At 68.3% G+C, this 21020-nt stretch carries 17 protein-coding genes; 7 read left to right on the top strand and 10 right to left on the bottom strand.

Annotated elements, in window-relative coordinates; all coding sequences use genetic code 11:
- Nucleotides 1-34: 34 nt before the first annotated feature.
- From EBL85_RS00380 to EBL85_RS00355, 6 genes are all read right to left on the bottom strand, one after another.
- Nucleotides 35-1666, bottom strand: a complete 1632-nt coding sequence (locus tag EBL85_RS00380) for a PAS domain-containing methyl-accepting chemotaxis protein (RefSeq protein ID WP_123141846.1) — start codon at nucleotides 1664-1666, stop codon at nucleotides 35-37.
- Between the two features lie 10 nt (nucleotides 1667-1676).
- The gene (locus EBL85_RS00375; RefSeq protein WP_123141845.1) at nucleotides 1677-3257 is read right to left on the bottom strand and encodes a PAS domain-containing methyl-accepting chemotaxis protein; all 1581 of its coding nucleotides are present in this window, start codon (nucleotides 3255-3257) and stop codon (nucleotides 1677-1679) included.
- 316 nt (nucleotides 3258-3573) lie between these two features.
- Entirely contained in the window at nucleotides 3574-4578 is a 1005-nt protein-coding gene (locus EBL85_RS00370) for a TIGR00341 family protein (protein WP_123140188.1), read from the bottom strand.
- Nucleotides 4579-4595: 17 nt separating this feature from the next.
- Entirely contained in the window at nucleotides 4596-5009 is a 414-nt protein-coding gene (locus EBL85_RS00365; RefSeq protein WP_123141844.1) for a hypothetical protein, read from the bottom strand.
- A gap of 7 nt (nucleotides 5010-5016) precedes the next feature.
- The gene (locus EBL85_RS00360) at nucleotides 5017-5211 is read right to left on the bottom strand and encodes a hypothetical protein (protein ID WP_123140190.1); all 195 of its coding nucleotides are present in this window, start codon (nucleotides 5209-5211) and stop codon (nucleotides 5017-5019) included.
- Between the two features lie 237 nt (nucleotides 5212-5448).
- Entirely contained in the window at nucleotides 5449-6375 is a 927-nt protein-coding gene (locus EBL85_RS00355) for a LysR substrate-binding domain-containing protein (protein ID WP_123141843.1), read from the bottom strand.
- A gap of 144 nt (nucleotides 6376-6519) precedes the next feature.
- Here EBL85_RS00355 and clpB point away from each other — a divergent pair, with 144 nt between their 5' ends.
- From clpB to EBL85_RS00335, 4 genes are all read left to right on the top strand, one after another.
- Entirely contained in the window at nucleotides 6520-9120 is a 2601-nt protein-coding gene (gene clpB / locus EBL85_RS00350) for an ATP-dependent chaperone ClpB (protein ID WP_123141842.1), read from the top strand.
- A 310-nt stretch (nucleotides 9121-9430) separates the two neighbouring features.
- A complete protein-coding gene (locus EBL85_RS00345) occupies nucleotides 9431-9883 on the top strand; it encodes a hypothetical protein (RefSeq protein ID WP_223805969.1) in 453 nt (150 codons plus the stop codon).
- A gap of 25 nt (nucleotides 9884-9908) precedes the next feature.
- On the top strand, nucleotides 9909-11045 hold the full coding sequence (locus EBL85_RS00340) for a porin (RefSeq protein WP_223805967.1): 1137 nt from the start codon (nucleotides 9909-9911) through the stop codon (nucleotides 11043-11045).
- A gap of 7 nt (nucleotides 11046-11052) precedes the next feature.
- On the top strand, nucleotides 11053-13440 hold the full coding sequence (locus tag EBL85_RS00335) for a bifunctional diguanylate cyclase/phosphodiesterase (protein WP_123140194.1): 2388 nt from the start codon (nucleotides 11053-11055) through the stop codon (nucleotides 13438-13440).
- A gap of 323 nt (nucleotides 13441-13763) precedes the next feature.
- Here EBL85_RS00335 and EBL85_RS00325 read toward each other — a convergent pair whose 3' ends face one another.
- From EBL85_RS00325 to EBL85_RS00310, 4 genes are all read right to left on the bottom strand, one after another.
- Complete coding sequence (locus tag EBL85_RS00325) at nucleotides 13764-15014, bottom strand: NupC/NupG family nucleoside CNT transporter (protein ID WP_123141840.1); 1251 nt, start codon at nucleotides 15012-15014, stop codon at nucleotides 13764-13766.
- A gap of 13 nt (nucleotides 15015-15027) precedes the next feature.
- The gene (hslO, locus tag EBL85_RS00320) at nucleotides 15028-15900 is read right to left on the bottom strand and encodes an Hsp33 family molecular chaperone HslO (protein ID WP_123141839.1); all 873 of its coding nucleotides are present in this window, start codon (nucleotides 15898-15900) and stop codon (nucleotides 15028-15030) included.
- Between the two features lie 79 nt (nucleotides 15901-15979).
- Nucleotides 15980-16831: a metallophosphoesterase gene (locus EBL85_RS00315; protein WP_123141838.1), complete on the bottom strand. Its 852-nt coding sequence runs from the start codon at nucleotides 16829-16831 to the stop codon at nucleotides 15980-15982.
- Nucleotides 16832-16907: 76 nt separating this feature from the next.
- Nucleotides 16908-17222, bottom strand: coding sequence for an MTH1187 family thiamine-binding protein (locus EBL85_RS00310; RefSeq protein WP_005223833.1), 315 nt, complete (start codon nucleotides 17220-17222; stop codon nucleotides 16908-16910).
- A 275-nt stretch (nucleotides 17223-17497) separates the two neighbouring features.
- Between EBL85_RS00310 and EBL85_RS00305 the strand changes: the two genes are divergently transcribed.
- The 3 genes from EBL85_RS00305 to EBL85_RS00295 all read left to right on the top strand — a co-directional run bounded on the left by EBL85_RS00305 (nucleotide 17498) and on the right by EBL85_RS00295 (nucleotide 20974).
- Entirely contained in the window at nucleotides 17498-17962 is a 465-nt protein-coding gene (locus EBL85_RS00305; RefSeq protein ID WP_123140199.1) for a hypothetical protein, read from the top strand.
- Between the two features lie 59 nt (nucleotides 17963-18021).
- Nucleotides 18022-18276, top strand: coding sequence for a DUF6489 family protein (locus tag EBL85_RS00300; protein WP_123141837.1), 255 nt, complete (start codon nucleotides 18022-18024; stop codon nucleotides 18274-18276).
- 166 nt (nucleotides 18277-18442) lie between these two features.
- Nucleotides 18443-20974, top strand: coding sequence for an EAL domain-containing protein (locus EBL85_RS00295; RefSeq protein ID WP_123141836.1), 2532 nt, complete (start codon nucleotides 18443-18445; stop codon nucleotides 20972-20974).
- Nucleotides 20975-21020: the final 46 nt, after the last annotated feature.

The following is a 21020-nucleotide window of genomic DNA, read 5'->3' as shown; positions in this document are numbered from 1 at the left end:
ATGGCGCAGAGCATCGTCGGCGTCTTGCGCCAGGTCAGCCGCGTTTCCCGCCCGCCGAGCCGTTCAGGCGAACCGCATCGGTCATGCAGACCCGGTGGCTCCAGAACTGATCGGCGAGCACCCGCAGCTCCTCGGCGAGGGTGGCCAGTGTCTCGGCGGTGCGCTCGATCTCGCCGGTGGTCGTGGCGTTGCCGTCGGCCGACTGGCGGATATTGGTGACGCTGCGGTTGATCTCCTCGCTGACCGCGCTCTGCTCCTCGACGGCGGTGGCGATCTGGGTGGTCATGTCGGTGATCTGCTGCACGCTGGCGGCGATCGCCTCGAGCGCGCCGCCGGCCTCGCGCGCCTGGGCGACGCTCCGCTCGGCCTGGGCGCGGCTGCCGTGCATCACCTCGACCGAGGCGCGCGCGCCGTCCTGCAGCTTCTCGATCATCGCCTGGATCTCGGTGGTCGACTGCTGGGTGCGATTGGCGAGGTTGCGCACCTCGTCGGCGACCACCGCGAAGCCGCGTCCCTGCTCGCCGGCGCGCGCCGCCTCGATCGCGGCGTTGAGCGCGAGCAGGTTGGTCTGCTCGGCGATGCCGCGGATGACGTCGAGCACGGCGCTGATCTCGTCGCTGTGCTGCTCGAGGGTGTGGATCACCGCGGCGGCGTTCTCGACCTCATCGGAGAGTCGTGCGATGGCCTCGCGGGTATCGATGGTGACACGTTTGCCATCGCGCGCGGCGCTGTCGGCGCTGTCGGCGCTGTCGGCGGTGTGCTGGGCATTGCGCGCGACCTCGCGCACGCTGGCGCTCATCTCCTCGATGGCGGTGGCCACCAGATCGGTCTGCGACTGCTGGTTGAGGATGGCCGCGCGCAGCTCGGTGATGGTCTCGACCGCGGCCTCGGCCTGACGCGAGAGCTTGGCCGCGGTATCGGAGATGCGCACCGCCGACGAGCGGCTCTCGGTGCGCAGCATGCGCATCGCCAGGGTGATGGCGCCGTACTCGGTGTTGCTGCCGGTATAGAGATACTGTGCGGTGGGGTCGTCGATGACCTGACGTGCCCGTGCGTTGAGTCGCGCCAGCGCACGGGTCTGAATCCATGCGACCAGGGTGCCGGCCGCCAGCAGCAGCGCGATGAGGGCGAGCCCCGGGGTCGGCGGCAGGTCGGTCAGCGGCAGGGTGGCGAGGGCGAGCAGCGCGGCGAGCACCAGCCAGCCGGTCAGTCGCCAGAACGCCGAGAGCCGTGGCAGGCGCAACGCCAGCGGCAGGCGTCCGGCACGGATCCCGGCATAGAGCCGCTCGGCCTTGTCGACCAGATCGCGCGCCGGGCGCAGGCGCACCGACTGGTACTCGAATACCTTGCCGTCGCGCATGATCGGGTTGACGAAGGCGTCGACCCAGTAGTGATCGCCGTTCTTGCAGCGATTCTTGACCAGGCCCATCCAGGGGCGACCCGACTTGATGGTCTGCCACAGCTGGGCGAAGGCCGCCGGTGGCATGTCGGGATGACGCACCACGTTGTGGTTGACGCCGACCAGTTCGTCGCGATCGAAGCCGCTGATCTCGACGAAGGTCTCGTTGACATCGGTGACGATGCCCTTGAGATCGGTGGTCGACATGATGTTGTCGGTCTCGGCGAAGGAGCGCTCCTGGCCGGTGACGGGGAGATTGGTCTTCATCTTGGAGTCCTCAGCGCCGATGTTCCCAGAATTGCCGTGCCAGGGTGCGTAGCTCGCTGGAGAGCTCGACGACCTGGCTGGAGGCCTGTCCGATGGCATGGCTGCCGGCGGCGGTCTGGTCGGCGCCTTGACGGATATCGGCGATGCTGCGGCTGATCTCTTCGCTGACCGCGCTCTGCTCCTCGACGGCGGTGGCGATCTGGGTGCTCATGTCGGTGATCGACTGGATACCGCTGGCGATGCGCTGGAGTGCCTCGCCGGCCTCGCGTGCCTGGGCGACGCTCTGCTCGGCCTGGGTGCGGCTGTTGCCCATGACCTCGACCGAGGAGCGGGTGCCGGCCTGCAGCTTCTCGATCATCGTCTGGATCTCGGTGGTCGACTGCTGGGTGCGGTTGGCGAGGTTGCGCACCTCGTCGGCGACCACCGCAAAGCCGCGCCCGGCCTCACCGGCGCGCGCCGCCTCGATCGCGGCGTTGAGCGCGAGCAGGTTGGTCTGCTCGGCGATGCCGCGGATGACGTCGAGCACGGCGCTGATCTCGCCGCTGTGTTGCTCGAGGGTGTGGATCACCGCGGCGGCCTGCTCGATCTCCTCGGCGAGCCGGCCGATCGAATCGCCGGTGGCGCCCACCACCTCGCCGCCGTTGGTGGCATTGGCATCGGCCTCGTGGGCGGTGTCGGCGGTCTGTTGGGCGCTTTGCGCGACCTCGCGCACGCTGGCGCTCATCTCCTCGATGGCGGTGGCCACCTGATCGGTCTCCGACTGCTGCTGGAGGATGGTGCCGCGCGCCGACTCCACCGCCTCGACCATGTGCTCGGCCTGTCGCAGCAGTCGTGTCGCCGAATCGTCGACTCGACCCACCGCCGCGCCGCTCTCGGCCTCGAGCATGCGCAGGGCGAACTCGACCGCGCCGAACTCGTCGCGACGCTGGGTATAGGCGTACTGGCTGATGGGGTTGTCGGCGACCATGCGCGCCTGGGCGGCGATGGTGGCGAGCGGGCGGGTCTCGAGCCAGGCCAGGGCGATCGCCGTCAGGGTGAACACCAGCACCGGCGGTGCGGCCTGGAGCGTGCCGAGTCCGAGCAACGGGGCGGCGGCGAGTGCGCCGGCACCGAGCAGCGCGATGGTGCCGAGCAGGCGCCAGCGCGCCCGGGTCATGCCCAGGCGCCAGCGCCAGGGATGCCGGTCGCGCATCAGCTCGGCGTAGAAACGCTCGGCCTGCTCGACCCTGGCGCGGCTCGGCTTGGTGCGCACCGATTGGTATTCGGTGACGGTGCCGTCGTGGGTGATCGGGGTGACATAGGCGCTCACCCAGTAATGGTCGCCGTTCTTGCAACGGTTCTTGATCAGGCCCATCCAGGGACGCCCGGACTTCAGCGTCTTCCACAGGTCGGCAAAGGCCGCCGGCGGCATGTCGGGATGGCGCACCATGTTGTGGTTACGCCCGATCAGCTCGTCCTCGGTGAAGCCGGAGATGTCGACGAAGCGGTCGTTGACGTAGGTGATGGCGCCCTTCAGATCGGTGGTCGACAGGATGTTGGTGTCGTCCGGGAAGGACACCTCCTGTTGCGTCACTGGATAGTTCTTTTTCATGCGGGGAAATCCCTGGGGGTACAGCCCTCGGTTAGCGTAGGGTCGGGACCGCTGATGCCTTGGCCAGTCGCAGTACCGAGTCGATCTCGGTACACATTGTGTTTCTGGCAGGCGATCTCGACCTGACAGGCGGGGCGGTTTGCCCCCCACCTGCCGGTTTGCGATCACGTTCACATCGATCCCGTGCTGTGGCGCCGTCCTGGCCCCCGGGCATGAGGGACGCGCGTGCCCGAATCGGCATCGTCCAATGATGACACGACTCGTCGAGCGATGCGCGCTCTGCTCGGCTCGCTCATCGGGGCGCTGTCTGAGCGGCTCAGGCGAACTGGGGCAGGCCGCCCGAGCGAGTCAGGATGACGGTGATCAGGGCAGCGAGCAGCAGCGCCCAGAGCGCCAGATAGAGCCGCATCGACTGACGTGCGCGGTTGCGCTCGGTCCAGGTGCGCGGGCGCACGCCCTTGAACAGGAAGACCAGCTTGGCGGCGAGCAGGACGCAGACGATGTTGACGGCGAGCAGCAGCAGGGCGCCGAGCGCGAGGTCCCAGCGGGCGCTGCCGAGGGCGAGCCCGATGGTTGCCGTCGGGGGCAGCAGGGCGACGGCGACCATCACCCCGACCAGGGTCGAGGACAGCCCGGAGGTGAGCGAGAGCACCGCCGCGGCGCCCGAGGCGAGCGCCAGCACGACCCCGGCGAGTCCGACGTCGGTGCGCGCGGCCAGCTCGTTGAGCGAGAAGTCGATCTCCCAGATCAGGCCGATGGCGACGGCGAGCAGCAGCGACAGGCCGAGTCCGGCGGCATTGGTGCGCAGTGCCTGCCACACCAGGGCGCGATCGCCGAGCGAGGTGGCGAAGGCCAGGGCGATGTTGGGGCCGAGCAGCGGGGCGATGACCATCGCACCGATCACCACCGCGACATTGTTCTCGAGGAGACCGATGGCGGCGACCAGGGTCGAGAGCGTGGTCAGCACCAGGTGGTTGGTGTCGAGCCGCGCGCCCTTGACGATCTCGCTGTAGAGCTCCTCGCGCGTGGCGGCGATCGCCCGCGCCCGGCGCAGCTCCTCGTCCTGGCGCCTTGGGGTATCGCGGGTGAGCACGGTGTCGACCGGCTGGATGACGATGCGGGCGTCGGCATCGGCCTTGAAGAGGTCCTGCAGCGAGTCGGTCAGCGCCTGGCGCGACTGGTCGTCGACCAGCATGCGCACGGCGCGCCGGCCATCCTCGCCGGCCTCGCCGCACCAGGCGTCCTCGGCGCCATAGAAACCGGCCATGCCGAGCAGCGTCTTGGTGTGTCTGGCGTCGGCGATGACCTCGACGATGCGCATGGCGGTGTTCTCTCCTCTCAGGGCCCGAGCAGGATGCCGAGCGCCAGCAACAGCAACAGGGCGAAGACGCCGATGGCATTGAACACCAGGTCGACCCGGCGGGTGTGGGTGCGGTAGCGGGCGATCAGCGGCGCCAGTCCGGGGTCAGACTCCACGGCGGGATCGAACATGATCCGGCGGTGGGGCAGGGCGATGGCCTCGATCGCGGCGCAGGCGGTGACCGGATCGACACGATAGAGTCCGGCGTCGATGTCGACCAGACGGCGTCGCAACCGCTGGTGTGCGTGCATGCGAGCGGTGTCGACGTCCTCGAAGCGGATTGCGCAGCGCAGCTGCGGGGTGACCGGCGGCGGTTGATCGCACGCCTGCAGGCGCACCAGTCCGGGGTGGTCCGGATGGGTCTCGACGGTCAGGTGTCCGCTGTGCATCATGAAGTGGTCAGGCTTGGACGCTGACCCTGTCGATCTCCCAGTTGCACTGTTCGATCAGGGTCTCGAGCGAGCGCGGGATGTGCAGCGCCCCATCGGGCTCGTAGCGCCGGCCCTCGCTCCAGTGGCGGGCGGCCGACTCGGCGATGTCCGGTAGTCCCTGGCGCTGTAGCTCCCACAATGCCTGTGTCTGTTTGGTGTGCATGGGCTCCCCTGGGTGGATCGCAAGATCCGTGCTTGAATGTGGCTTTTTAGAGACGTGGTATCCGTTGGCCGGATCTTATCCTTTTTTCTTCGAGTTTAGTCGAAGATTCGGGGCTAGAAGCCCGGCCAACAAGGCTTGGAACGCATTGTTGCGGTTTTTTCCCAGTGCAGTCAAAAAGATGCTGGGTCTTGTGCCGACGGGTGTGGCGGTGACGACGCGTCTGGTCGTGGGGTGGAGTCAGGCGGCGGCCCCGAGGCTGTGGACGCTATCGGGGAGCTGGTCGCGCACGACCTCGGCGAAGCGTTCGAGGACCTGCCGTCGCGGGAAGCTGCGCCGGTAGACCAGCGAGATGCGCCGATAGGCATCGGGCAGGTGCAGCTGGCGCGAGACGATACCGTGGTCGCGCATCCAGGTCTCGCGCACCGCCAGGGCCGGGACCAGGGTACAGCCGAAGCCGGCGCTGACCAGTTGCAGCAGGGTCTCGAGGCTGGAGGCGCGCAGATCGGCCATCTCGCCCTGGCTGGGGCGCTGCGACAGTCGGCAGACCTCCATCACCTGATGGGCCAGGCAGTGACCGTCGGCGAGCAGCAGCAGCTCGCACGACTCCAGGTCCGCGGCGCTGATCTCGGCGCGTTGCTGCAGCGGGTGGCCCGTGGGGTGGGCGAGCCAGAAGGGTTCGTCGAACAACTCGATGGCGGCGAGGTCGGAGTCCTCGACCGGGGTGGCGAGCAGCGCGGCGTCGATCTCGTGGTGGCTGAGACGCGTGAGCAGGGTATCGGTGATCTCCTCGGAGAGCACCAGCTGCAGCTTGGGACAGCGCGCGCGCAGCGGGCGCAGCAGCAAGGGCACCAGATAGGGGCTGACGGTGGGGATGGCGCCGATGCGCAGCGGTCCGGCCAGCGGGTCCTGATGGGCGTGCGCGACCTGCTCGATGGCGGCGGTCTGCTCCAGCGCCAGTCGGGCGTGATGGAGGATCTCCTCGCCGACCGGGGTGATCTCGACCGAGCGGTTGGTGCGCTCGAAGATGACCACGTCGAGCTCGTCCTCGAGCTTCTTGATCTGGCCGCTGAGCGTCGGCTGACTGACGAAGCAACGCTCGGCGGCGCGCCCGAAGTGGCGCGTCTCGGCGACGGCGAGGATATATTTCAGGTCACGTAGATTCACCCGCCCATGATAGCGGAAATCGCGCTCGATTCGGACCCATGATGTGCGCCGCGCGGCGATTCCTGGGGCGGTGGGGGCGGCTTGATTCGATTCGGCGCCTACCCAATCTTCGACAATAACTTACAAAAAACCGGAGAATTCACCGTGAGAATGGACAAGTTGACGGCAAAGTTCCAACTCGCGCTGGCCGATGCCCAGAGCCTGGCGGTCGGTCGCGATCATCAGTTCATCGAGCCGGTCCACCTGCTGATCGCGCTGCTCGATCAGGAGGGGGGCACGGTACGCCACCTGCTCACCCGCGCCGATGTCAACGTCAATCAGCTGCGCTCGGCGCTCGGTGAGCTGCTCGACCGGCTGCCGGTGGTCGAGGGCGCGGGTGGCGAGGTGCACGTCGGCAACGACCTGGGGCGGCTGCTCAACCAGACCGACAAGCTCGCCCAGCAGCGCCAGGACCAGTACGTCTCCTCCGAGCTGTTCGTGCTCGCCGCGCTCGATGACCGCGGCGAGCTGGGCCGGGTGTTGCGCGAGGCCGGTGCTTCGAAGGGGGCACTGGAGCGTGCGATCGAGTCGGTTCGAGGGGGGCAGAAGGTCGACGACCCCAACGCCGAGGAGCAGCGTCAGGCGCTTGAGAAGTACACCATCGATCTGACCGAGCGTGCCGAACAGGGCAAGCTCGATCCGGTGATCGGGCGCGACGACGAGATCCGCCGCACCGTGCAGGTGCTGCAGCGGCGCACCAAGAACAACCCGGTGCTGATCGGCGAGCCCGGCGTCGGCAAGACCGCCATCGTCGAGGGGCTGGCGCAGCGCATCGTCAACGGCGAGGTGCCCGAGGGGCTGAAGTCCAGACGGCTGCTCTCGCTCGACATGGCCGCGCTGATCGCCGGGGCGAAGTTCCGCGGCGAGTTCGAGGAGCGGCTCAAGGCGGTGCTCAACGACATCGCCCGTCAGGAGGGCAATGTCATCCTCTTCATCGACGAGCTGCACACCATGGTCGGTGCGGGCAAGGCCGAGGGCTCGATGGACGCGGGCAACATGCTCAAGCCGGCGCTGGCGCGCGGCGAGCTGCACTGTGTCGGCGCCACCACCCTCGACGAGTACCGCAAGTACGTCGAGAAGGATGCGGCGCTCGAACGGCGCTTCCAGAAGGTGCTGGTCGACGAGCCCAACGTCGAGGACACCATCGCCATCCTGCGCGGGCTCAAGGAGCGCTACGAGGTCCATCACGCCGTCGAGATCACCGACCCGGCGATCGTCGCCGCGGCGACCCTGTCGCACCGCTATATCTCCGATCGTCAGCTCCCCGACAAGGCGATCGACCTGATCGACGAGGCCGCCTCGCACATCCGCATGGAGATCGACTCCATGCCCGAGGAGATGGACCGGCTCGATCGTCGGCTGATCCAGCTCAAGATCGAGCGCGAGGCGCTCAAGAAGGAGTCCGACGAGGCCTCGCGCAAGCGCCTCGCCGACCTCGAGGGCGAGGTGGCGCGGCTCGAGCGCGAGTTCGCCGATCTCGACGAGGTCTGGAAGTCGGAGAAGGCGGCGGTTGCCGGCACCGCGCACATCAAGGAGGCGCTCGACCGTGCCCGGGTGGAGATGGAGACGGCGCGTCGCGCCGGCGACCTGGGACGGATGTCGGAGCTGCAGTACGGGCGCATCCCCGAGCTCGAGAAGCAACTGGCCTCGGCCGCCGCCGGGGCCGAGCAGGGCGACAACCGGCTGCTGCGCAACAAGGTCAGCGACGAGGAGATCGCCGAGATCGTCTCGCGCTGGACCGGTATCCCGGTGTCGCGGATGCTCGAGGGCGAGCGCGACAAGCTGCTGCGCATGGAGCAGGAGATCGGCCGGCGGGTGGTCGGTCAGGACGAGGCGGTCGGCGCGGTCAGCGACGCCATCCGCCGCTCGCGCGCCGGGCTCTCCGACCCGGCCCGCCCGATCGGCTCCTTCCTCTTCCTCGGCCCCACCGGCGTCGGCAAGACCGAGCTGTGCAAGACGCTGGCGAGCTTCCTCTTCGATACCGAGGAGGCGATGGTGCGCATCGACATGTCCGAGTTCATGGAGAAGCACTCGGTGGCGCGGCTGATCGGGGCGCCGCCCGGCTATGTCGGCTATGACGAGGGCGGCTATCTCACCGAGGCGGTGCGCCGCCGCCCCTACAGCCTGATCCTGCTCGACGAGGTGGAGAAGGCCCACCCCGACGTCTTCAACGTGCTGTTGCAGGTGCTCGACGACGGTCGGCTCACCGATGGTCAGGGGCGCACCGTGGACTTCCGCAACACGGTGATCGTGATGACCTCCAACCTCGGCTCCGACGTCATCCAGCAGCACGCCGGCGAGGCGGCCTATGCCGAGATGAAGTCGGCGGTGATGGCGGTGGTGCGCCAGGCCTTCCGTCCCGAGTTCATCAACCGGCTCGACGAGATCGTCGTCTTCCATCCGCTGCAGCAGGCGCAGATCCGCGCCATCGCGCGCATCCAGCTCGACTATCTGCAGCGGCGCCTGGCCGATCGCGAGATGCGTCTCGAGGTCAGCGACGCGGCGCTCGATCTGCTCGGCGAGGCCGGTTTCGATCCGGTCTACGGTGCCCGCCCGCTCAAGCGCGCGATCCGCGCTCAGCTCGAGAATCCGCTGGCCCAGGAGATCCTCGCCGGCAAGTTCGCGCCCGGAGATCTGATCGAGGTCGGGGTGGCAGACGGCGCCCTGCGCTTCGAGCGGGTGCTCGCCGGCGAACTGGTCGACTGACCGACCCCGCCTGCTGGCGCCACCGCCCCGTCCAGGTCGGACGGCGGCGGTGGCGAGCGGCTGGTTTCGCCATTCCCGTTGTTTCCCTGAGACAATAGCCTCGGGGTCTCGGTATGCTGTATGGTCGCGCATCACCGCGCCGCATCCGGCGGCGCGGTGATGGCACCGAGCAGTGCGCGAGGCCCGCGGGGGCATTTGCCCCGGCCGATGGTGTGCGCGTTGCATGACCCGCCCGGTGGCGATCGCCGCGCGCAATGGAACGGAACTGATGGTCAGGATATGCGACCGGGCCTAACCTTGGACATCCGCCTTGACACCTCTCGCATCCCGTCGCGCCCCTCGCCTGCGTCCCAGCGCCAAGTCCCTGATCTGTTCGCTGCTGTTGATCTGGATGGCCTCGGTCGATGCCCAGGTGTTGATCGCGCACGCGGCGGTGGAGGTGGATCACCTGACCCAGAACGAGGCGCGGCGCTATCTGATGATGCGCGTACCGCGCTGGCCGGACGGGCACGCGGTACGGGTGTTCGTGCTACCCGACGAGCATGTCCTGCACCGTCGCTTCGTCACCGGCGTGCTCGGGCTCTATCCCTACCAGTTGCGACGGGTCTGGGATCGTTTGCTGTTCTCGGGCACCGGTCAGGTGCCGATCACCGTGACCTCGCCACATGAGCTGGTCCGCAGCGTTGCTTCCACTCCGGGGGCGCTCGGCTATGCCGACGCTCCGCCTCCGGGCTTCGAGGTACGTATCATCGAGGTGCGCTAGGGTGCGGGCGGCATGGATGAGTGGCATGGTGTTGGCGCTGTACTGGCTGCCGAGCTTCGCCTGGGCGACCGAACCGGCGCTGCAACTGCACGGGTTCGCCAGCCAAGCTCTGGTCTGGACCTCCGATAATCGCTTCTTCGGCGACAGTCCCGACGGCTCGCTCGATTTCACCGAACTCGGTCTCAACGGCTCCTGGCGCGCCGACCCGCGCCTGCTGCTCGCCACCCAGGTGTTGGTGCGGCGCGCCGGGGAGATGAGCGACGCCACGCCCTGGCTCGATTACGCCCTGGCCGACGCCACCCTGGTGAGCGCCCCGACACACCGCATCGGGCTGCGCATGGGGCGGATCAAGAACCCGATCGGTCTCTACAACGAGACCCGTGACGTTCCCTTCACCCGTCCCGGGATCTTCCTGCCCCAGGTGGTCTATTTCGATCGGGTGCGCAACATGATGCTCGCCTCCGACGGGCTGATGTTCTACGGCGAGCGCTATACCGATCTCGGCACCTTCTCGGCCACCCTGGGGGCTGGACTGCCGCTGCTTGACGCCAACGTCGAGTGGAACTATCTGCTCGACGACCATGATGGCGAGCTCGAACCCGAGCATCCGGTGCCACTGCTCAGCCTGTGGTATGCCGATCCCGCCGAGCGGTTGCGCCTGGGACTCAGTGGCGCGGCCATGCACAGTCGCTTCGATCCCGGCTCCGAGGCTGCGATCGGCGCCGGCAACCTGGATATCCGCTACTGGCTGGTATCGGCACAGTACAATGCGGCGAACTGGACCCTGGCGGGCGAATACGCCCATATCCTGATCGATTGGCGTCATTTTCGGCCCGAGGCCGATCGTCATCACGCCATCCAGACCGGATGGTACCTGCAGGCGGCCTATCGGCTCTCGCCGGCGATCGAGCTGATGCTGCGCTATGAGGAGGGGGATGCAGATCGTCGTCTGGGGGACCTGCACCTTCACTGTCCCGCCTCGGATCACTCCCGGATCTGGGTCGTCGGGACGCGCTGGGATCTGGGGAGGCGGTTGATGCTGCGTCTGGAGTATCAGCGTCATCACGGCGGTTTCACCCTCTCGTACCGTGAGAACCCCCCAGGCGACGGGGTGGTCGAGGACTGGGACCTGTTTGCCGCCCAGATCTCACTGAGGTTCTGAGGTGTCCATGAACACCGCCCCCGTTACGCCCACCTCGCCGCCGATCCTCAGCCTGCGCTGGAAGGCGCTGGTCGCGCTCAGCCTGTTGCTGCTGGTGGTCAACCTCTCGCTGGTGCTGCTCGCCAATGCGCGGGCCCAGGCGCAGTTCGCCCTGCACCAGTCGCAGTTGCGCGAGCAGCAGGTGCGCCAGCTCCATGCGATCCTCAAGACGCGCGAGCACGAGCTCTCCAAGCTCGCCACCCTGGTGCCGGGGTTCGGCGTCGATGTCAGCGGCGCGGGGCGCGCGGCCCAGCTCGCCGCCGCGCTCGCCAGCAACGGGGTGTTGCTGGAGATCGAGTGGGGCATCGGCTCGGCGTACTGGATCGATGCCGAGGGGCGTCTGTCGGTGAGCTGGCCGGAGGGCGTCGAGCCACCGCCACCGGTGCTGCTCCATGCACTGGCGGATGACCCGGAGCGCTCGCTGTGCAAGCTCGTCTGTCGCGGCCGCGACGGGTGTGCGCACTATCTCGCCACGCCGCTGCTGTGGCAGGGTCGGTATGCCGGCAGCCTGGTGCTGGGACGCTCGCTCGCCGATGTACTGCTCGACTTCAATGCCCTCACCGGGGCGGAGGTCGCCGTCGCCAGTGCCGCCGGCGAGGCCGCCTTCCCGGTGCTCACGCACCCCGAGTACTCGCGTCCACTGCTCCGGGCGGCGGGCCCCGCACTGTTCGCACTTGCCCCCGACGAGACCCTGGAGCTGCGCCACGAGGGCCGCGAGTTCGTGCTCTATCGGGTGGCGGCGCTGGCCCCCGGGGTCGATGCCTATGTGATCAACGAGGTCACCGAGCAACGCGCCGGCATCCGCGCGAGCACCCGCGATGGCCTGTTGCTCGGGCTGCTCGGGCTGCTGCTCTCCGAGGGCTTGTTGCTGCTGATCATGAAGCCTCCGCTGCGTCGGCTGCGAGCGTTGGCGCTGGCCTTGCCTCTGCTCGCCGAGCAGCGTTATGCGGCGTTGCGCGAACGGCTCGCGCGTCCGCCTCGGGGCTGGTTGCAGCGTGATGAGATCAGCCTGATGTTCGAGACCGTGTGGCAACTCAGCGAACGGATGGAGCGGTTGCAGCGCGCCCGTGATCAGGCCGAGGCGCAGCTGATCTGGCTCGCCGAGCACGACCCGCTGACCCAGCTCGCCAACCGTCGTCGCTTCAGCGAGTCGTTCGCCCAGGTGGTCGACCAGGCCTGTCGCTTCGGACACGGCGGCGCGCTGCTGTTTCTCGACCTCGACGACTTCAAGGAGGTCAACGACCTCAGTGGTCACCAGGTCGGCGATCAGTTGCTGCAGGGGGTGGCCGATCGGCTGCGCGGGCTGGCCGAGCGCGGTGACCTGCTGGCGCGTCTCGGTGGCGACGAGTTCGCCTTGGTGTTGCCCGAGTCCGAACCCGAGCAGGCGCGCCGGTGCGCCGAGCGTCTGCAGCAGGCGATCGCACAGGTCTGTATCGAGTCGCGCGGCCGGTTGCACCGGGTCTCGGCGAGCATCGGTATCGTGCTCTTTCCCGCTCAGGGCGAGTCCACCGAAGAGCTGCTCGCGAGCGCCGATCTCGCCATGTACCGGGCCAAGCGGCAGGGACCCGGACGCTGTCATCTGTTCTCGCTCGAGGATGCCGAGCGCGAGCAGCTCGATGCCCGGATCCTGTGGCGCGAGCGTATCGCCGGCGCGCTGCGCGAGGATCGCTTCGAGCTCCATGTCCAGCCGGTGGTCGAGGTCGCCAGCGGCGAGACCTGTCACGTCGAGGGGCTGCTGCGGATGCGTGATCACGACGGCTCGCTGATCTATCCCGATCGCTTCATCCCGGTCGCCGAGCACAATGGACAGATCCAGCTGATCGACCACTGGGTCGTCGAGCATGCGCTGTGCTTGCTGGTCGCGCATCCGGGCTTGCGCCTGGCGGTCAACCTGTCGGCCAATGCGATGGTCGATACCGGGTTGCTGGATCTGCTCGAGCGACGACTCGCGACGCTCGAACTCGACCCCGGACGGTTGATCTTCGAGGTCACCGAGACGGCGGCGATCGAGTGCCTGTCGAGCGCGACCCGGCTGATGCACCGTATCCAGGCACTCGGTTGTCGCTTCGCCCTCGACGACTTCGGCACCGGCTATGCGTCCTACGCCTATCTGCGCCAGCTCCCGGTCGACGAGGTCAAGATCGACGGCGCCTTCGTGCGCGAACTGAAGAGCAGCCGCGAGGACCGGATCTTCGTCGCCGCCATCACCGACATGGCGCACGCCATGGGCAAGCGGGTGGTGGCCGAGTTCGTCGAGGACGCCGAGACGCTCGCGCTGCTGCGCGAGATCGGCGTCGACCGCGCCCAGGGCTATTACTTCGCCCGCCCCGCGCCGCTGCGGCTCGATGGGGAGTGAGCGACCAGCGACCAGCGACCAGCGACCAGCGACCAGCGACCAGCGACCAGCGGGATTGAACCGCAAAGCCGCGAAGGGCGCAAAGGGGCTTGAGTTGCAAGCGACCAGCCTCCAGCCGCCAGTGGGTGTGTGCCCTCGACGACAGCACGGCTTGCCCGCATCCGTGGCGCACGTTCTTGGCGCCAGTGTTTGTGGGTAGCCAGCCACTGGCGGCTGGAGGCTGATCGCTGGAGGCTCTTCTTCCCTTTGCGGCTTCGCGGTTCAATCCCCCGGCTGGCGGCTGGCGGCTGGCGGCTGGCGGCTGGCGGCTGGCGGCTGGCGGCTCAGATCACCAATGCCACCACCGCCCCGGTCATCAGCGTGGCCAGGGTGCCGGAGACGATGGTGCGCGGGCCGAGGGCGACGATCTCGGCGCGTCGTTCCGGGGCCAGGGTGCCGAGCGCGCCGATCATGATGCCGAGGCTGCCGAGGTTGGCGAAGCCGCACAGCGCATAGGTCATGATCAGCCGGCTGCGTGGGCTGAGCGTCTCGGGCGGCAGCGCCGCCAGATCGAGATAGGCCACCAGCTCGTTGAGGACCGTCTTGACCCCGAGCAGGGCGCCGGCGGCGGGGGCCTCGGACCAGGGGATGCCGATCAGCCAGGCCGCCGGGGCCATCAGCCAGCCGAGCACGCGCTGGGCGCTCAGCGGCGCGCCGGCGATCTCTGGCAACAGCCCGAGGGCCTGGTTGACCAGGCTCACCAGGGCGACCATCACCACCAGCATGGCGATGATATTGAGCCACAGCGGGATCGCCTGCAGGGTGCCGCGGGTGATGGCGTCCATCGCCCCGTGCGCCTCGCTGAGCAACGGGGCACGGGTCTCGGCGGTCTCGCGCGCCGTCTCCGGGATCATCACCCCGGCGATCACCAGCGCCGCCGGGGCGCTGATCAGCGAGGCGGTGAGGATGTGACCCATGGCCTCGGGGATCGCCGTGGCGAGGAAGCCCGCGTAGAGCACCATCACCGTGCCGGCGATGGTGGCCATACCGCAGGTCATCAGCGCGAACAGCGCCGATCGCGACATCTCGCGCAGATAGGGGCGGATCAGCAGCGGCGCCTCGGTCATGCCGACGAAGACGTTGGCCGCCGCGCCGAGTCCCAGCGCGCCGCCGCTGCCGAGGGTGCGCTCGAGCACCCAGGCGAAGCCGCGTACCAGCAACGGCAGCACCCGCCAGTGGAAGAGCAGCGCCGAGAGCGCGCTGATCACCAGGATCAGCGGCAGAGCGCGGAAGGCGAGGACGAAGCCGTTCTCCGGGTACTGGGTGGTGAAGGGTGCGGCGCCACCGCCGAGATAGCCGAACACCAGCGCGGTGCCGGCCTCGGTGGCGCGCTCGAGCGCGAGCACCAGGTCGTTGAGGGCGAGAAAGCCCTGCTGGACCGGGGCGAGCTTGAGGAGCGCCAGGGCGAGCAGCAGCTGCAGGCCCAGCCCCACGAGCACCAGGCGCGGGCGGACTGCGCGACGCGACTCGCTGACCGACCAGGCCAGCGCAAGGATGACGACGAGCCCGAGCAGCGGCTGGAGACTGGTCAGCATGGCAGGTCCCGGCTCAGTGCTGGGTCGGCGGCGAGCTGTGGTGGCTGTCCTCGGCGAGCAGCTGGCGGGCGTCGACCGGATCGAAGCGATAGGTGCGGTTGCAGAACTCGCAGGTCACCTCGAGCCCGTCGCGCTCGGCGAGGATCGACTCGATCTCCTCGGCGCCGAGCAGCTTGACGGTCTGCTCGATGCGCGCGCGCGAGCAGCCGCAGCGAAAAGCGATCGGGTCGGGCTCGAAGAGTCGCACCGGCTCCTCGTTGAACAGCCGGTAGAGGAGTTGCTCGGCGGGCAGCGCGAGCAGCTCCTCGCGGGTCAGGGTGTCGGCGAGCATGCCCACCCGCGACCAGTCCTCGGCAGCGCGGTCTGCGCCGGGCAGGCGCTGCAGCAGCATGCCTGCGGCGCGCTCGCCGTCGGCATCGAGCCAGAGTCGGGTCGGCAGCTGCTCGGAGCCGCTGAAGAAGTGCTCCATGGCATCGGCCAGGCGCTCGCCCTGGAGCGCGACGATGCCTTGATAGGGCTCGCCGGTGCGCGGTTCGATGGTGAGCACCAGGCGGGCGGTGCCGAACAGCTCGGCGAGCGGGGCCTCGGGGTCGAGCTCGCCATCCCAGCGCGCCAGCCCGCGCACCGTGCGTGCGCTGGTGGCCTGGGCGACCAGGGTGCGCAGCGGGCCGTCGCCCTGGGCCTGGAGGATCAGCGCGCCGTCGAACTTGAGGGTGGCGGCGAGCAGCGAGACCGCCGCCAGCGCCTCGCCGAGCAGGCCGCGTACCGGCTCGGGGTAGTCGTGGGCATCGAGTACCGCGCGCCAGCTGGCGTCGAGATGCACCAGATTGCCGCGGATGTCGGTCTGTTCGAAGAGAAAACGGTGGAGGCTGTCGGTATCACTCATCGATAGGTCCTGGTCGCCGGGCGGATTCGCCCGGCGCTGGTCGTGGGGTGGGTCCCGGCTGGCACCGGGCACCCGGGATTCAATCCGGTGGTGTGTCGAGCTCGGCGAGGAAACTGTCCACGGCGGTCTCGAGCGCGAGTGTCCCGGCGAGCACCTCGGTCTCGAAACGCTCGCGCCATTGCGGCATCAGCAGCTGGGCGCGGTGCCACTCCTCGTAGAGGATGTGCGCGAGCGGTCCGCCCTGTTCGATGAAGCCGGAGTCGAGAAAGGTCCGGCGGGCGCGCTCGCGATCGTAGTCGAAGCGCACGATCTCCCACTGCCAGCGCCCCTGATGGAATTCGAGCAGGGCGTAGCTGCCGCGCGGGTCGCCGTCGAAGGGCGAGCCGACCGAGCCGACGTTGAGGATCGGCAACCCGTCGAGCACCCGGGTGAGCGGGCGGTGGGTGTGGGCGGTGACGAACAGCGCCACGCCCTCGGGCAGGGCGCCGTCGCGTAGCGTCTCGTCGGGGAGCGCGGCGGTGACGCCGTGGCGGTTGCCGCGCATGGTGCCGTGGGTGACGTGCACCCAGCTCGTCTCGCTGCCGGCATGGAAGCACAGATGGTCCGGCCACTGGTTGAGCGTCTCCAGCGCCGGGGCGATCTGGTGCAGCGTCCAGTCGGCGAACGCGCGCATGCGCGCGTCGAGCGCGTCGCGCGGGGCCTCGCGCTGGCAGCGCAGCATCCAGGTCTCGTGGTTGCCGCGCACCGGCAGCCAGCCGTGCTCACGGCGCAGACGCTCGAACAGTTGCAGGCATTCGAGGCTGCTGGGGCCGCGATTGACCAGGTCGCCATCCATGATCACCAGGTCCGGCGACCAGTCGAGGATGCGGGCGACGGCGACCTCCATGGCCGGGAGGTTGGCCTGGACGTCGGAAAAGATCGCGACCTTCATCGGGCTGTCGAGTGCGGCTGTCGTGCGGTGCGCCAACCATACCGGTAAGCGCCGCGCGCGGCCAGTGCCAAACCGCTCACTCGGGGGCGCCGAGCCGATGCTCGACCGAGGCGATCTTGCCCTCGAGCCGACCCTCGGCGCGCTTGCGCATATCGAACTTGGCCACCGCATAGACGCGCTCGCAACCCATCGCGTCGAGGATCGCCTGGGCGCGCTCGATCAGCGCCAGCGCCTCGGGCAGGGTCTCGGTCTCGACCACGGTCCCCATGGGGCCGAGTTGGTGGGGGTAGCCGCTGTCGCGGACCATCGCAACCACGGGGGCGACGAAGCGGCTGACCCCGCTGCCTCCCTGATCGAGCGGGAAGATGGTCAGTTCGAGAAGCACGGACATCGGGGTCTCCAGTGTGGTCTTGGGAATGATCGGGCATGCACGCGATTTGCCGCCCGCGCGCGCGGCGACTTAGACTAGACATCTCCGCCACTGGTCGGGTCGTGACGCGCTGTCGGCATCAGCCTTGCCACCGCTTGCGCGTCGATCTCGATCCGGCGCTCCGCTGCCACTCGGCGTGCCTCGCACGACCATCGGGCCCCGGAGTCCGCAGTGCGCTCCGAACACCCTGTGGGGTCGCCGTCGCTGGCATGGTGGCCCGTTGCTCCGAGAAACGCATGCCCTTAGAAGATACCGTCGGGGATCCCGATCTGGATACCCCCTTGTCGCTCACCCTCTCGCCCGCCATGCTCTTCCATGCCCTGATGGGCTCGGCCAGCGCCGTCCATACCGGCTGGCAGAGTTGTATCGACAATGCCCTGGTGGTCTCCGAGCTGATCGCCACCGATGACCGCGTCGGCAACTATTGTCGTCTGGTCGAGCAGGAGTTCGTCGAGGACGAGCAGCCCGATACCGTTTGGCATGACTGGACGCTCGAGATCCGTATCGATCCGGTGCTGATCACCGGTCACTGGCAGCTCCCGGCCACCGCCCACCCCTCTGAGTGGGAGTGGAACGCCCGCGAGGCCCGCCGCGCCTTCGAGCGCGCCTGTGTCTTGTTCGGGCGCCGTACCCGGCCGGGTGTGGTGATCGATGAACCGGCGCCGGCGGCACCCTCGGTGCCGCGTGCAAGCCGTCACTGACGCCGATCGCGACGTACGGCGTCGCGATCCAAGCCACCGCCGCGAGGAGGTCCGCCGAGATGAAGATCAAGGTCGATGTCGAGATGACCCCGGAGGAGATGCGCAAGCTGTTCGGCCTGCCCGATGTGGAGGCCTTCCAGCGCCAGCTGCTCGACGAGATCGGCGCGCGCATCAGCGAGGGCGCCGAGGGCTACGAGCCGCTCAAGCTGTTCCAGCCCTACATGAACAGTACGCTCGCCTCCTGGGAGATGTTCCACCGCATGATGGGGGGGGTGGCGAGCGCCGAGCGGCGCTCGTCCGGGGCCGACGACTAAGGCGTGCTGATGTCGGAAGAGGGCGTTGATCCTATAATGGCTGGCATGTCGATTGCCCAACCTCCGTCCTGTTACGAGCGGGACCAGCAACGCCCTTGATCGCCCGATGCATCATTGCCGCCGACTCGCCCGCTATCGGGCCCATCCTGTCGTGGGAGTCTGAGGCGTGAACCCTCGCCGCGACCCTCGAGAAGCCATCGCACTGGACCAGGACTTCGCCATCGCGCTGGTCAACCAGCTGGTGGTGCCGGCCTTCGTGCTCGATGCCGATTGCCGGGTGGTGATCTGGAATGCGGCCTGCGAGCGGCTCACCGGGATGCGCGCCGCCGAGGTGATCGGCACTGCCGAGCACTGGCGCGCCTTCTACCGTGCCCCCAAGCCCTGTCTCGCCGACCTGTTGATACAGGGGCGACTCGATGAGCTCAGGGATCGCTACGACCTGGCCGTCGGCGAGGGGCTCGACGCGTCCGGTGCGGCCCATGTCGAGGGCTGGTGCGACATGCCGTTGCTGCACACCGAGCGCTATCTCGGACTCGATGCCGGTCCCATTCGCGACGCCGAGGGGCGGCTGGTCGCGGTGGTCGAGACGCTGCGCGACCTCACCGAGCGCCAGCGTGCGCAGACGGCGTTGCAGCTCAATGCCAGCGTGTTCGAGAACTCGCAGGAAGGGATCGTCATCACCGATACCAGCTCGCGCATCCTCGACGTCAACGCCGCCTTCACCCGCGTGACCGGTTATCCCCGCGAGGAGGTGCTCGGCCGCACCCCGGCGCTGCTCAAGTCGGGGCTGCAGGACGACCAGTTCTATCAGGAGATGTGGCATCGGCTGCGTGAGTTCGGTCAGTGGAGCGGCGAGATCTGGAATCGACGCCGATCGGGCGAGGTCTATCCCGAGATGCTGCGGGTCAACGCGGTGAAGGACGCCGAGGGCACCCTGACCCACTATGTCGGCATGTTCTCCGACATCACCGATCTCAAGGATGCCCAGCGCCGGCTCGAGAGCCTGGCCAACTACGACGCCCTCACCAGCCTGCCCAACCGGGTGCTGCTCAGCGATCGGTTGCATCAGGCGCTGGCCAACGCCAAGCGGCGCGACCGGCTGGTGGCCATCTGTTTCCTCGATCTCGACGACTTCAAGCTGGTCAACGATCATCACGGGCACGACGCCGGGGATCGCTTCCTCGTCGAGATCGCCAAGCGACTGGTGCGCACGGTGCGCGGTGGCGATACCGTCGCCCGACTCGGGGGGGACGAGTTCGTGCTCCTGATCACCGAGCTGCGCAACACCGATGAGCTGGATCTGGTGCTCGAGCGCACCCTCAAGACCATCGATGCGCCCTTCGAGATCGACGGTATCCCGCTCGACGTCTCGGCGAGCATCGGGGTCACCCTCTATCCCTTCGACGACGCCGATCCCGACACCCTGCTGCGCCATGCCGACCAGGCCATGTACCAGGCCAAGCAGCTCGGTCGCAACCGCTACCAGCTCTTCGACATGGAGGCGGCGGCCAACGTCCAGCATCATCATCAGGAACTCGAGCGGATGCGCCGCGCCTTGCAGCACGGCGAGCTGCGCCTGTTCTATCAGCCCAAGGTCAACATGCGCACCGGCAAGGTGATCGGGGTCGAGGCGCTGATCCGCTGGCAGCACCCGGAACGCGGCATCCTCGCCCCGGCCGAGTTCCTGCCGCTGGTCGAGCAGAGTTCGCTGATCGTCGATATCGGCGAGTGGGTGCTGCACGAGGCGCTGGCGCAACTCGCCGAGTGGTCGCAGAAGGGTCACGAGCTCAACGTCAGTGTCAACATCGCCACCCGCCATTTCCAGCACATCGACTTCGTGGCGCGGTTGCAGGCGATCCTGGCCGAATACCCCGGGGTGGCGCCCGAACGGCTCGAGCTCGAGATCCTCGAGAGCGTCGCGCTCGAGGACGTCGAGGCGATGCGCGCGGTGATCGCCGCCTGTCAGGCGATGGGGGTGCGTTTCGCGCTCGATGATTTCGGGACCGGTTATTCCTCGCTCAACTATCTCAAGCAGCTCCCGGCCGAGACCCTCAAGGTCGACCGCTCATTCGTGCGCGACATGCTCGACGACCAGGAGGATCTGGCGATCATCGAGGGCGTGATCGGGCTGGCCAGCGTGTTCGGCAAGGAGGTTATCGCCGAGGGCGTCGAGACCCCGGAACACGGCGTGATGCTGATGCGCATCGGCTGCGATCATGCCCAAGGGTACGCCATCGCCCGACCGATGCCGGCCGACTCGATGCTCGACTGGCTCAAGGGGTTCGAGCCGGATCCGCGCTGGCTGCTGGGGCGCGGCGGACAGGGCGAGCGCTTCGACCTGCCGCTGTTGCTGGCGCAGTACGATCACGTCAAGTGGGTCCGTCAGGTGATCGGTGCGCTCGATGCCGATGTCTCGGCGCTGCCGCTCGAGGATCAGGCCGAGCAGTGTCGTCGACGTTTCGGCGTCTGGCTGGCCGGCGTCGGCCGTGACCGCTATGGCGAGCTGCCCGAGTATGCCGAGATCGAGCGTATCCATGCGCGCATGCACGAGGTCTCCACCGAGATCCTGCGGTTGCGTGTCAATGGTCAGTGGGAGGCGGCGCGGCTGCAGTGCATGGAGCTGATCGGGATGAAGCGCCAGATCCTCGCCAAGCTCGATTGCTTCCAGCGCGCCCTGGTCGACGGCAAGCGCGCCTGAGGGGGACGTCCCGGCGCCCCTGGTCGGGAGCGCCGGGGCGAGAGGT

Origin of the sequence: Marichromatium sp. AB32 (genome assembly GCF_003718675.1) — a bacterium.
In the GTDB taxonomy this organism is placed as follows: domain Bacteria; phylum Pseudomonadota; class Gammaproteobacteria; order Chromatiales; family Chromatiaceae; genus Marichromatium; species Marichromatium gracile.
Note: the sequence above shows the minus strand (reverse complement) of the source record. Positions and strands in the feature narration are given on the sequence as shown.